The organism is Aeromonas sp. s6, assembly GCF_040907815.1.
Lineage (GTDB): Bacteria > Pseudomonadota > Gammaproteobacteria > Enterobacterales > Aeromonadaceae > Aeromonas > Aeromonas caviae.
The window spans coordinates 45,828-58,727 of record NZ_JBFOCN010000095.1 but is presented as its reverse complement, the minus strand read 5'-3'; the positions used below and the strand labels follow the sequence as shown (position 1 = coordinate 58,727).

Annotated in this window: 11 protein-coding genes and 1 other RNA gene; all 12 read right to left on the bottom strand. The window is 63.0% G+C overall.

Going from position 1 to position 12,900, the window contains the following annotated elements:
- Positions 1 to 93: 93 nt before the first annotated feature.
- The 12 genes from murG to rsmI all read right to left on the bottom strand — a co-directional run bounded on the left by murG (position 94) and on the right by rsmI (position 12,841).
- Entirely contained in the window at positions 94 to 1,161 is a 1,068-nt protein-coding gene (murG, locus tag AB5Y50_RS14725) for an undecaprenyldiphospho-muramoylpentapeptide beta-N-acetylglucosaminyltransferase (protein ID WP_223919404.1), read from the bottom strand.
- Positions 1,158 to 2,342, bottom strand: coding sequence for a cell division protein FtsW (ftsW, locus tag AB5Y50_RS14720; RefSeq protein ID WP_010675836.1), 1,185 nt, complete (start codon positions 2,340 to 2,342; stop codon positions 1,158 to 1,160). The genes murG and ftsW overlap by 4 nt, the downstream gene beginning before the upstream one ends.
- Complete coding sequence (gene murD, locus AB5Y50_RS14715; RefSeq protein ID WP_041211794.1) at positions 2,339 to 3,622, bottom strand: UDP-N-acetylmuramoyl-L-alanine--D-glutamate ligase; 1,284 nt, start codon at positions 3,620 to 3,622, stop codon at positions 2,339 to 2,341. The genes ftsW and murD overlap by 4 nt, the downstream gene beginning before the upstream one ends.
- Positions 3,623 to 3,625: 3 nt before the next feature.
- Positions 3,626 to 4,708 (bottom strand): phospho-N-acetylmuramoyl-pentapeptide-transferase, encoded by a 1,083-nt coding sequence (mraY, locus tag AB5Y50_RS14710; protein WP_113978319.1) that lies wholly within the window; start codon positions 4,706 to 4,708, stop codon positions 3,626 to 3,628.
- A complete protein-coding gene (gene murF / locus AB5Y50_RS14705) occupies positions 4,702 to 6,057 on the bottom strand; it encodes a UDP-N-acetylmuramoyl-tripeptide--D-alanyl-D-alanine ligase (RefSeq protein ID WP_257710025.1) in 1,356 nt (451 codons plus the stop codon). The genes mraY and murF overlap by 7 nt, the downstream gene beginning before the upstream one ends.
- Entirely contained in the window at positions 6,054 to 7,538 is a 1,485-nt protein-coding gene (murE, locus tag AB5Y50_RS14700; protein WP_069785543.1) for a UDP-N-acetylmuramoyl-L-alanyl-D-glutamate--2,6-diaminopimelate ligase, read from the bottom strand. Before murE ends, murF begins: the two co-directional genes overlap by 4 nt.
- 95 nt (positions 7,539 to 7,633) lie before the next feature.
- Positions 7,634 to 9,400: a peptidoglycan glycosyltransferase FtsI gene (locus tag AB5Y50_RS14695; protein WP_010675841.1), complete on the bottom strand. Its 1,767-nt coding sequence runs from the start codon at positions 9,398 to 9,400 to the stop codon at positions 7,634 to 7,636.
- Positions 9,397 to 9,711, bottom strand: coding sequence for a cell division protein FtsL (gene ftsL, locus AB5Y50_RS14690; protein ID WP_010675842.1), 315 nt, complete (start codon positions 9,709 to 9,711; stop codon positions 9,397 to 9,399). Before ftsL ends, AB5Y50_RS14695 begins: the two co-directional genes overlap by 4 nt.
- Positions 9,712 to 9,714: 3 nt before the next feature.
- A complete protein-coding gene (gene rsmH / locus AB5Y50_RS14685; protein ID WP_109421765.1) occupies positions 9,715 to 10,653 on the bottom strand; it encodes a 16S rRNA (cytosine(1402)-N(4))-methyltransferase RsmH in 939 nt (312 codons plus the stop codon).
- Positions 10,654 to 11,112, bottom strand: a complete 459-nt coding sequence (gene mraZ, locus AB5Y50_RS14680) for a division/cell wall cluster transcriptional repressor MraZ (RefSeq protein ID WP_039040489.1) — start codon at positions 11,110 to 11,112, stop codon at positions 10,654 to 10,656.
- A gap of 446 nt (positions 11,113 to 11,558) precedes the next feature.
- An RNA gene (rnpB, locus tag AB5Y50_RS14675) (RNase P RNA component class A) lies at positions 11,559 to 11,945 on the bottom strand.
- A 62-nt stretch (positions 11,946 to 12,007) separates the two neighbouring features.
- Positions 12,008 to 12,841 (bottom strand): 16S rRNA (cytidine(1402)-2'-O)-methyltransferase, encoded by an 834-nt coding sequence (gene rsmI, locus AB5Y50_RS14670; protein ID WP_368163074.1) that lies wholly within the window; start codon positions 12,839 to 12,841, stop codon positions 12,008 to 12,010.
- Positions 12,842 to 12,900: the final 59 nt, after the last annotated feature.

Here is a 12,900-nt window from a genome sequence, read left to right as displayed (position 1 = left end):
CGGCCACAGGCCATTTTCATTCGGCGACATTCATCAGTTCGAAGACAGAAGCGGGGCCTTGGCGGCACATCTTGGCCTTCCATCTCGTTTGGCTCAGCCGGTGGCGAGCCGTTTGCACTCATCGGCAACCCGTTCGGCAGCATCGATGATGGCGACCCGGCGCGCGGCCTGGGCCATGTTCAACAGAGTTTCCCTGCGCCCGGCGAGCCAGGATAGACGCGACGCCAGCGCCGCCGGCGTCAGCTCGGACTGGGGCAGGAACTCGGCCGCACCGCCGTCGACCAGGGTCAGGGCGTTGCGGGTCTGGTGATCGTCCACCGCATGGGGCAGGGGCACGAAGATGGCGGCCACACCGGCAGCGGCCACTTCGGAGACGGTCAATGCGCCGGCGCGGCACACCACCAGGTCGGCCCAGGCATAGGCATCCGCCATGTCCTTGATAAATTCACTCACCTCGGCCTCGACCCCCAGCCCGGCATAGGAGGCAGCCACAAACTCCCCGTTGCCCTTGCCGCACTGGTGACGCACCTCGATGGGCACACCGGCAGTTGCAACCGCAGGAGGCACCTGCTCGTTGAGGACCCGGGCCCCCAGGCTGCCACCGACCACAAGCAGGCGCAGAGGATCGCTGCTGCTGCGCAGTTGGGGATCCGGCAGCGCCACCACCTCGGGGCGCACCGGGTTACCCACCACGGCGGTACGGGCATTGGGGGCGAAGGCACCCGGGAAGGCCATCAGTACCCGCCTGGCGATACGGGCCAGCAGCTTGTTGGTCAGGCCGGCGGCGGCATTCTGCTCGTGCAGCAGCAGCGGAATGCCGGACAGCCAGGCGGCCACGCCACCCGGGCCGGAGGCGAAGCCCCCCATGCCCAGCACCACATCGGGCTGGATGGTCTTGAGCACCTGGCGGGCCTGCAGCACGGATTTGATGACACGGTAGGGCGCCGCGAGCAGCCGTTTGATGCCGTTGCCACGCACCCCCTGGATGTCGATGAAGGAGATGGGATAACCATGGGCAGGCACCAGCTCCGCCTCCATCCGGTCGGCAGTACCGAGCCAGTGGATGGTCCAGCCCTGGGCCTTGAGGCGATCGGCGACGGCCAGGCCGGGGAACACATGCCCCCCGGTACCACCCGCCATCACCAGTAACGTCTTGCTCACGCAACCTCCCGCACGCGCGCCTGGGCACTTGCCTGGCGCAACTCGAAATCGATACGAATCAACATGCTCACCGCCACCATCATGATGATGAGACTGGAGCCGCCATAACTGACCAGCGGCAGGGTCAGCCCCTTGGTAGGCATCATGCCGCTGGCGGCACCGACGTTGACGAAAGTCTGGAAGCTGAACCAGATGCCGATGCCGATGGCCAGATAACCTTCATAGAGCCGCTCGGCCACCAGCGCCTGGTGACCCAGCTTGAGCGCCTTCACCGCCAGCGCAAAAATCAGGAAGAGTGCGCCAAGCACCCCCACGTAGCCCAGCTCTTCGCCCAGAATGGCGAACACGAAGTCGGTGTGGGCCTCCGGCAGGTACTCCATCTTCTGGATGGAGTTGCCGAGCCCCTCGCCAAACCAGCTCCCCCGACCAAAGGCCATCAGGGACTGGGTCAGCTGATAGCCGCTGCCGAAGGGGTCTGCCCAGGGGTCGAGGAAGGAGGTCACCCGCCGCATCCGGTAGGGCTCCGCGATGATCAGGGTAACCACGGCGCTCACCCCCACCAGGATGAGACCGATGAACTGCACCAGCCGGGCACCGGCCAGGAACAGCATCCCGAGGGAGGTGACGAACATCACCACCACTGACCCGAGATCCGGCTGGGCCAGCAGCAGGATGGCCACCACGAACAGCACCGCCATGGGTTTCATGAAGCCGATGAAGCGCTCGCGCACCTCGCTTTGACGGCGCACCAGATAACCCGCCAGATAGACGAACAGCGCCAGCTTGCCGAACTCGGCCGGCTGCAAGTTGAAGGGGCCCAGCGGCAGCCAGCGTACCGAACCGTTGACGCTGCGGCCCACCAGCAACACCATCACCAGCAGCACGATGGCCAGCAACAACATGGGACCGTTGTAGTGCTGCCAGCGTGCCATGGGCACCTGCAACACGAACCAGGAGATACCCAGCGCCATCACCAGGAACATGCCGTGGCGCTTCACGAACATGAAGGGATCGTTGTTGATGGCGATCCCCTCAGGAATGGAAGCGGACGCCACTATTACCAGCCCGACGCCCATCAGGGCGAGAGCCAGTACCACCAGCTGCCGATCGTAGAGACCGGCGGGGCGCGCCGGTAGCAACCAGCGCTGCAAGAATCCCGCAACCACGCGCAGGGCGTTCATAAGCCCATCACCAGTTCGGTGAAGCGATCGCCGCGCGCTTCAAAGGATTTGAACTGATCCAGGCTCGCGCAGGCCGGCGCCAGCAGCACCCAGTCACCGGGCCTGGCATCGACCGCCGCCTTGGCGACAGCAGCGTCAAGATCGGCAACCCGCTCGGTCTGTTCGCCCAAGGCCAGCAGCACCTCGGCATCCTGGCCAAAGCAGTACATGTGATCGATCTGGCTGCCGAGCAGCGCCTGCACCGGGCCGAAGTCCTGCCCCTTGCCTTGGCCACCGGCCAGCAGCAGCAGGCGGCCCTTGACCGCTTCACGTACCCCGGCCACGGCGGCCAGGGTCGCCCCCACGTTGGTGGCCTTGGAGTCGTTGATCCAGCGCACCCCATTTACCTCCCGCACGAAGCGGGCACGGTGAGGCAGGCCTTCAAAGCGGCGCAGCACGGCAAGTTGTGCCTCGCGGGGAATGCCCACCGCATCGCACAGGGCCATGGCCGCCAGGGCATTGGCCTGGTTGTGGGCACCCACTATCTTCATCTCGTCCACCGCCAGGAGCGGCTCGCCGTGCAAGGTCAGCCAGTGACGGCCCTCCAGCTCGCAGCGACCGTAGCCGTTGCAGTCGAGGCCGAAACTCTGCCACACCTGACCCACATCGGGCAGGGTCTGGGGATCGTCGCGATTGATCAGGATGTGCTGGGAGTGCTGATGGATCTCCATCTTGGCGGCGCGGTAATCCGCCATGCCGGCATAGCGATCCATATGATCTTCACTGAGGTTCAGGACCACGGAGGCGGCGGCCCGCAGGCTGTAGGTGGTCTCGAGCTGGAAGCTGGAGAGCTCCAGCACGCAGAGATCCATGGGCTGCTTGAGGAGTGACAGCGCCGGGGTGCCAATATTGCCCCCCACACCGACCTTGAGTCCCGCCTCGGCGATCATCTCACCCACCAGGGTGGTGACCGTGCTCTTGCCGTTGGAACCGGTGATGGCGATGACGGGCGTCTGGGTTTCACGCACGAACAGTTCGATGTCACCGACGATGCGCACCCCGAACTCGGCGGCGGCCTTCAACTCCGGAGTCGCCAGGGCGATGCCCGGGCTGGCCACTATCATGTGCGCCTGCTTGAGCCGCTCCGCGTCCAGCCCGTGGATGAGCTCCACCTCGGGGGGAAGCTCGTCCTTGCCCGGCGGGTTGGCACGGGTGTCCATCACCAGCGGCGTGACGCCGCGGTCGAGGAAGTAATCGACGCAGGAGAGTCCGGTTTTGCCGAGTCCGATGATGATGACCATGGCTTACCTCACCTTCAGGGTGGCGAGGCCAAGCAGCACCAGCATGAGGGTGATGATCCAGAAGCGCACGATGACGCGCGGCTCCGGCCAGCCCTTCTTCTCATAGTGGTGATGGATGGGGGCCATGCGGAAGATCCGCACGCCGCGCAGTTTGTAGGATCCGACCTGCAGGATCACCGAGACGGTCTCCATCACGAAGACGCCCCCCATGATCACCAGCAGGAACTCCTGGCGCACCAGCACGGCTATGGTACCGAGCGCGCCGCCCAGGGCCAGGGAACCCACGTCCCCCATGAAGACCTGGGCCGGGTAGGTGTTGAACCAGAGGAAGCCCAGGCCCGCGCCCACGATGGCGGTACAGACGATCACCAGTTCGGAGGTGTAGGGCACGTAGGGAATGTGCAGGTAGTTCGCGAAGTTGACGTTACCGGTCGCCCAGGCGATCAGGGCGAAGCCCCCCGCCACCATCACGGTGGGCATGATGGCGAGGCCATCCAGGCCATCGGTCAGGTTGACCGCGTTGGAGGTACCGACGATGACGAAGTAGGTCAGCAGGATGAACATCAGGCCGAGCTGGGGCATCACATCCTTGAGGAAGGGGACCACCAGCTGGGTCTGACCATCGTGGGTGGCCGTGGCGTAGAGGAAGACTGCCACACCCAGCGCGACCGCGGACTGCCAGAAGTACTTCCAGCGGGCGATGAGGCCATCGGTGTTCTTGCGCACCACCTTGAGATAGTCATCGGCAAAACCGATGGCGCCATAGGCCCCCAGCACGAACAGCACCAGCCAGACATAGGGGTTGTCGAGGCGGCACCAGAGCAGCACAGAAGTGAAAATGGCTGCAATGATCATCAGGCCGCCCATGGTCGGGGTGCCCTTCTTGCTGAGGTGGGATTCGGGACCGTCGTTGCGGATCACCTGGCCGAACTTCATGATCTGCAGGCGACGGATGAGGCGCGGCCCCATCCAGAGCTCCACCACCAGACCGGTGATGATCGACAAGATGGCGCGAAACGTCAGGTAGGAGAAGACGTTGAAGAAGGTGAAGTGCGGGGTGAGCAGTTCCGCCAGCCAGACTAGCATGTGGCTGACTCCTGATGGCCCTTGACCATCTCGACGATATCTTCCATGTGGGAGCCGCGGGCACCCTTGACCAAGATCGCGATTTCTTGATGTGTATTTATCATTTGCGCAAGCACTTCAAACAACGACGCCTTGTTATCGAAATGTCGGCCAGCCGCGGCATCTGCGGTGTGGCGACTCTGTTCCCCTACGGTCAGCACGGCATCGAGGCCCTGCTCACGGGCGTGGTGTCCGACCCGGGCATGCTGCGCGGCGGACTCCTCACCCAACTCTTTCATGTCACCGAATACCAGCACCTTGTAGCCGTTCATGGCGGTCAGGGCATCGATACCCGCCAGCACGGACTCCACGCTGGCGTTGTAGGTGTCATCCACCAGAGTGAGGCCACCCCAGCGTTGCACGCAGAAACGGCCCTTGACCGGCGCCATCTGCTCCAGCCCCGCCTTGACGGACGCAAGCAATGCGCCCAGGGCCAGGGTACCGGCGGCAGCAGCCAGGGCGTTGGCCACGTTGTGGCGACCCGGAATGGCCAGGGTCAGATTCACCTCTCCCAGGGGCGTCACCATCACGAACCCGGCACAACCCTGCTCGTTGAGCACGATGTCGCGGGCGTGGAACGGCTGACGCTGATCCTCAAGGGAGAAGGCGCAGTGGATGCCCTTTTCACGCCACTTCGGCCAGAACTCGTTGTCGGCATTGACGATGGCGGTGCCGCCCTCGCCTAACCCTTCGAAGATTTCGCTCTTGGCATGGAACACCCCTTCCAGGGAGCCAAAGCCTTCCAGGTGCGCGGCAGCGACGTTGTTGATGATGGCGGCGTCGGGTCTGGCGAGCGACGTGGTCCAGGCGATCTCGCCCGGGTGGTTGGCTCCCAGCTCCATCACCGCGAACTGGTGTTGCGGCTCGAGGCGCAGCAGGGTCAGCGGCACCCCCACCTCGTTGTTGAAGTTGCCGGCGGTGGCCAGCACCTCCCCTTCACAACGCAGGATGGCCGTCGCCATCTCCTTCACCGTGGTTTTGCCACAGCTGCCGGTGATGGCGAGGACTTTCGGATTGATGCGCTCGCGCACCAGCCTGCCCAGACGTCCAAGCCCCTTGAGGGTGTCGCCCACCACCAGTTGTGGAATGGCCAGCGGCAATTCGCGCTCCACCAGCAGGGCACTGGCGCCGGCGGCAACCGCCTGGTCGCAGAAATCGTGGGCGTCGAAACGCTCGCCGCGCAGGGCCACGAACAGCGCCCCCGCGCCCAGGGTACGGGTGTCGGTGCTGACCGCCGTGATCTCATGGTCGCCCCCGATCAGACGGGCATCGAGCACCTGCGCCAGGTCGGCAAGCCTGAGGGTCATCATTTGAATGACTCCATTAATGTGTGCAAGGCGGCTGCGACGGTTTCCCGATCGCTGTAGTGCCGCTTGTCGGTTCCAATGATCTGATAATCCTCGTGGCCTTTGCCGGCCACCAGGATGATGTCCTCTTTGCTCGCTTGACTCAGTGCCAGCTGGATTGCCTTGGTCCTGTCGTGCTCAATCTGCACGGCGCCGGGATCGCGAAGACCCGCCACCATGTCGGCCATGATCCGGGCCGGCTCCTCGGTACGGGGATTGTCGTCGGTCAGGATCACGCAGTCCGCATGCAGCTCCGCCATGGCAGCCATCATGGGACGCTTGCCGCGATCCCTGTCGCCGCCGCATCCCACTAGGCACCAGAGCCGACCGTGACAGTGCACCCGCAGGGCCTGCAATGCCTTCTCCAGCGCATCCGGGGTGTGGGCGTAATCGACCACGGCGAGCGGCGCATCACCACCGCCGAAGCACTCCATGCGACCGGTCACCGGTTGCAGTCTGGGAGCCGTCGCCAGCAGGTCATCGAAGTCGTAGCCGAGCACCAGCATGGCGCCCATGGCGCCCAGCACGTTGCTGACGTTGAAGCGGCCGAGCAAGGGGGCGGATAATACACCATTCCCCCAGCTGGAGTTAATGCGCGTATCAAAACCTTGTTGGTGGAAATGGGGATCCTGCGCCGTCAGTTGTCGTCCGGCATGGTTTTCAATCGGACCATGAACCCCGAAGGCCACCGCACCGGGATAGGTCGCCAGCCATTGCCGTCCCAGATGGTCATCGGCGTTGATGACGGCGCAAGGCTCATCCACCAGCTTCAGCAGCTCCTCCTTGGCGGCGGCATAGGCCTCCATGGTGCCGTGATAGTCCAGATGATCCCGACTCAGGTTGGTGAAGACTGCCGAGGCAAACGGCAGGGCCGCCACGCGATGCTGCACCAGACCGTGGCTGGAGACCTCCATCGCCACCAGATCAGCCCCCTGCTGCTGCAAGGCGGCCAGATTGGCCTGCACCTGGACCGCGCTGCCCGTGGTGTTCTCTGCTTCGATGAGCTCGCCAAACAGACCGTTGCCTATGGTGCCCATGACCCCGGCCTTGCCCCCCAGCAGGGTGCGCCAGTTGGCCACCAGCAGGGCCGTGGTGCTTTTGCCGTTGGTGCCCGTGATGCCCACCAGTTGCAGCTTTTGCGCAGGGTGACCGTAGAAATGACCGGCCAGCTCGGAGAGGCGAGCGGGAAGATCCCTCATGCCGATGCAGGGGATCTGGGTCGCCGGAGGGACGAATTCTCCGTCCTCCTCAAACAGCACGGCGGTCGCTCCCTGAGCCACCGCCTGTTCGATGAAGCGCCTGCCATCCACCTGATGGCCACGAATCGCCACGAAGAGCGAGCCGGGACCGACCCGCCGGCTGTCGAGCTGGAGATCGGTGAGGGAAAGCGCTGGGGCATCGATGCCGAAGCGGCTCATCAGTTGATCAAGTGTGCGGGGCGGCATGGGAAGCCTCCGAAAATGCGGGAATGCGGGCGCTCGTACACGCCATGGAAAACGCCCCGACAGCAGCGGGGTCGATGGAAAAAGCCGGATGCCCGTCAAGTACGCGGTGCGCCATTGTTGGCCTCCGTGCGGGCAAGTTTGGCGGGTACCTCGGGCGGGATCGCATCGGGACGGATGTTGAAGAGCTGCAACACGCCTCCCATGGCCTCCGCAAAGGGCGGGGTCGCCACGGCACCGCCGTAGTAGGCATCCCCCTTGGGTTCGTTGATCACCACCACCATGACGAAACGGGGATTGCTGGCCGGTGCGAAACCGGCAAACCAGGCCATGTAGTCCTTGCCATAGCCCCCAGCCACGGCCACCTTGGCGGTACCACTCTTGCCACCGACCCGATAACCGGGGATCTGGGCCTTGGGAATGGCATTGCTGACCACGTACTCCAGCGCCTGCAACATGGCAGCGGCGTTGTTGTGATCGATGACCTGCTCACCCTTGGGCGGCTTGGTCACCTTGATGATGGAGAGCGGTACCCGCTTGCCCTTGTTGGCCAGGGTGGCGTAGGCGGAGGCCAGCTGCAGCGGGGTCACTCGCAGACCATAACCGAACGACAGGGTAGCTCGCTCGATGTCGGACCAGCGGCGACGCTGGGGCAGCATGCCGCTGCTCTCCCCCATCAGGCCGCTGCCGGTGTCCATGCCGAAGCCCACCATGCTCAGGGTGTTGATCATCTCCTGGGCCGGCATCCGCAGCGCGATGCGCGACATGCCGATGTTGGAGGAGTAGCGCAGGATGTCGTACAGGTTGGTCGCCTTATGGATACTCACGTCACGGATCTGCTTGGCCCCGATGAAGAGGGGACCGCCCGGGATGAAGTCCTTCCAGCTGGTGACACCGGCTTGCAAGGCACTAAGCAAAATCAATGGCTTGACCGTGGAACCCGGCTCATAGGTATCGGTCACCACCCGGTTTCGCACTCGGAAACTCTGGTACTGGCCGCGGTTGTTCGGGTTGTAGGAGGGGGTGTTGACCATGGCGAGCACCTCGCCGGTCTTCACATCCAGCATCACCATGGAGCCGGAGGTCGCCTTGTTCTCGTCGGTGGCCCGTTTGAGGGCGCGATAGGCCAGCGCCTGCACCCGCTGATCGATGCTCAGTTGCAGATCGTTGGCGTGCTTGCCCTCTTTCACCAGGCCCAGGCGCTCGATGACGCGGCCCTGCCTGTCCTTGCGCACTCGCATCTCGCCAGGGGTTGCGGTCAGCCACTCGTTGTAGCTGCGCTCAATCCCCTCGATGCCGCTGCCATCGATGTTGGTCACCCCCACCAGGTGGGAGCTTATCTCGCCGGTCGGGTAGAAACGGCGCGCCTCGGGGCGCAGATAGATGCCCCCCAGCTTCAACCCCTTGATGTACTCGGCCACCGCAGGCGTCACCTGTCGCTGCAGATAGACGAAGCGCTTGCTCGGGTTGGCGATGCGATGCTTGAGGGTGTTGATGTCGAGCTTGAGCACGGCGGAGAGTGCCAGCCAGGCACGCTCGTTGTGGATGGCACCGGACTCGTGCACCGTCTTGGGATCGGCCCAGACCGCTTCGACCGGCACGGATACCGCCAACTGTTCGCCATTGCGGTCCGTGATCATGCCGCGCACCGCCTGGGTGGAGGTGGTGCGCAGGGAGCGCATATCCCCCTCCTGGCGCAGTCTGTCCGGATCGATCACCTGGATCCAGGCCAGCCGCAGGATCAGCCCGGCAAACGCGATGCCGATGAAGAAAACCAGGGTACGAAAGCGCCACGGGTAGAGTGAGGGTGCTTTCGCCTTGGCTTTGTCCTTTGCCGGAGCCTTGGTGGCGGCCTTGCGTGTCATGGTTGTGTAATTACCTTTTCAGTGGTCACCAGGGGACGAGCCATCTGCAACTTGTCCATGGCCAGACTCGCCACCCGGGAGTGCTCAGCCAATGTGCCCTGTTCCAGCAAGAGGTGGCGCCACTCGATGTTGAGCCTGTCCTCCTCCGCCATCAGATCGTTCTGCTTGGCCGTCAGACCCCGGGTCATGTTGGTCACCAGGATCACCGCAAAGGCGGTGACCAGCACGGCGACGGTCAACAGGACCTGCAACTTGTGGCGCCAGAGATCCGCAACGATCTCCCTGGCGAGGTGAACGCGCACGTCGCTCATCGTTTACTCCGCAAGACGCTCTGCGACCCGCAGCACCGAACTGCGGGACCGGGTGTTTTCATTGACCTCGTGGTCGGAAGGCTTGAGCGCCTTGCCGATCGACTTCAGCTTGCGACCACCGGCAAGCTGGGCTTCAGTCAGGGGGATGCCGTGGGGTACTTCAGGACCTTTCTCGTGCTTGCGAATGAAATGTTTCACCAGCCGATCTTCCAGAGAGTGGAAGCTGATGACGGAGAGACGGCCGTGAGGAGCCAGCACGTCCAGCGCGCCGTTGAGGGCGGTTTCGATCTCGTCCAGCTCGCTGTTGATATAGATGCGGATGGCCTGGAAGCTGCGGGTCGCCGCGTGCTTGCCCTTCTCCTTGCTCGGGTTGACCCGGGAAATCATCTCCGCCAGTTGGCGGGTGCGCACATAGGGCTCGGTCACCCGATCGTGTACGATGGCGCGAGCAATCTTCTTGGCGAAGCGCTCCTCACCGAAGGTTTTCAGCACCCAGGCGATGTCGTCCACATCGGCACGGGCCAGCCACTCGGCGGCGCTCTGACCGGAGGTGGGATCCATCCTCATGTCGAGCGGGCCGTCCTTCATGAAGCTGAAGCCACGTTCGGCATCGTCAAGCTGGGGGGAGGAGACACCGAGATCCAGCAGGAAGCCATCGACCTTGCCCAGCAGGCCGCGCTCGGTCAGATAGCGGGTGATGCCGGAGAAGGGACCGTGCACGATCTCGAAACGGGGATCCTGGATCTTGGCCGCCTCGGCAATGGCCTGGGGATCCCGGTCGATGGCGATCAGACGGCCGTTCGGGCCCAGATGCTGGAGAATGAGACGAGAGTGACCACCCCGGCCAAAGGTACCGTCGACGTAGATACCGTCCGGCTTGATGGCCAGCCCTTCGACGGCTTCGTGTAACAGCACTGTGATGTGTTCAGCGGCTTGGGTCATTTATAAAGAAAAATCCTGTAGTCGTGGTGAACTTGCCCAGTCGTCCTCGGGCAGGCCCAGGATGTCGTCGTTGATCTGTTGTTGCCAGCGGGCTTCATCCCACAGCTCGAATTTGTTGAGCTGGCCCACCAGCATGACTTTCTTGTCCAGCCCGGCATGGCTGCGCAGCGGCTGGCTGAGCAGCAGACGGCCATTGCCATCCAGTTCGCATTCGGCCGCGTGGCCGAGCAGCAGACGCTGCAGGCGGCGTTCCGCCGGGTTGGTGCTGGAAAGGGTCTTCAGCTTGCGCTCCACCTCTTCCCATTCATTCAGGGGATAAAGCAGCAGACAGGGATGGGCGATGTCGATGGTGCAGACCAGCTGGCCGTCGCATTCGTCGCGCAGCCAATCACGAAATTTGGTCGGAATCGCCAACCGCCCCTTGCTGTCCAGGCTGATGGCGTGAGCGCCACGCAACAAATTGCAGTCCCCGAAGGTGAGTTATGGGGGCTAGATGCCCAATAAAACCACTTTGATCCACTTTTCTCCACCATGAAGTTTAAGGACGAGCAGGGGGCTTTTCAAGCAAGGATCTCGGGCATGGGGAACATATTGACGCAGCGTGATGGGACTACCGATTAAATGAATTGATTTTCCACAAGTTATTTGTGTTACCCGCAACTCGATTAATTTTCAGCAATTAAAAAACTGACAAATTGCACGAATAAACATCAGCCATGCAGGCCGCGCTTCTCCAGCGCCATCACGATATTCAGAACATGGAAAAATTCCACATAACAGATTGATATAAAATACATTTGTTAAACATAGCTAGCCCAACAGTAAATATCACGAGTCAACCGAGGCAGTACTTTATGGTTAATAAAAAGAGCCTTGCGATAAATCGCAAGGCTCTTCAGGAAAGAGGTCGGAGTCGGCCTGTAAGCCGGGTTCTGTACCGGGTTGCCCCGGGTAGCAATCATTCCTCTAGGCCAGCAATCGCTCGCTGGCTCAAGCAACCTACCCGCCCCCAACGCGGGCCGCGCCAATAGGGGCCTATTTGGTCTTGCTTCGGGTGGAGTTTACCGTGCCACGAACTGTTGCCAGTCGCGCGGTGCGCTCTTACCGCACCCTTTCACCCTTACCTGATCCCTTGCGGGCCATCGGCGGTCTGCTCTCTGTTGCACTGGTCGTAGGCTCGCGCCCCCCAGGCGTTACCTGGCACCCTGCCCTGTGAAGCCCGGACTTTCCTCCCCTCCGCCCGTCTGTCCCGAGGGACACAACGACGAAGCAGCGATTGCCCAGCCAACTCCGAGGCGCGGATTATAGCCTCGCGAGACGGACGGGGTAAACCGTCAATTCCGGTTTACGGCAATTAATAGTGCTCAAGACCGTATTTGTAGAGGGCGTTCTTCTTCACCCCGTGGATCTCGGCGGTGAGGGCTGCAGCCTTCTTGAGGGGCAGCTCGCTGACCAGCAGGCCCAGGGTGCGGATCGCCTCCGCAGGCAACTCGTCATCCACCTTGCTGGCACCGGCGACCACCAGCACGATCTCCCCGCGGCAACGGTTATCGTCCTCTCCGAGCCAGGCCAGCATCTCGGAGGCGGGCAGACCGTGGATGGACTCGAAGGTCTTGGTCAGCTCGCGGCACACCACCACCTGGCGCTCACCAAGGATGCGAGCAATCGCTTCCACGGTATCCTGCACCCGGCGCGGCGATTCGTAGAACACCAGAGAGCGGGTGTCTTCGATGACGGCTTGCAGGCGATCATCCCGCCCCTTGGCCTTGGCCGGCAGGAAACCCTCGAAGGCGAAGCGGTCGGTGGGCAGCCCGGCGGCGGACAGCGCCGTGATGGCGGCGCAGGGACCGGGCAGCGGCACCACCTTGACCCCGGCTTCGCGACAACGGGTGACCAGGTGATAACCGGGGTCGCTGATGAGCGGCGTCCCCGCATCGGAGACCAGGGCCACGCTCTTGCCCTCCTTGATGCGGGCGATCAGCACATCCGCCTTTTGCTGCTCGTTGTGATCGTGCAGGGCAAAGGTCGATACCGCGATCTGGTAGTGGCTGAGCAGGATCCCGGTATGCCGGGTATCCTCGGCGGCCACCAGATCGACGCTGCGCAGCACGTCCAGTGCTCGCTGGGTGATGTCGGCCAGATTGCCGATCGGAGTGGGGACTATATACAGGGTTGGGATGTCACTCATGGGAGCTCCGAGTGTCCCGACAATTGTGTCGCCATATTGGCCCGTTTACACTATGGAGA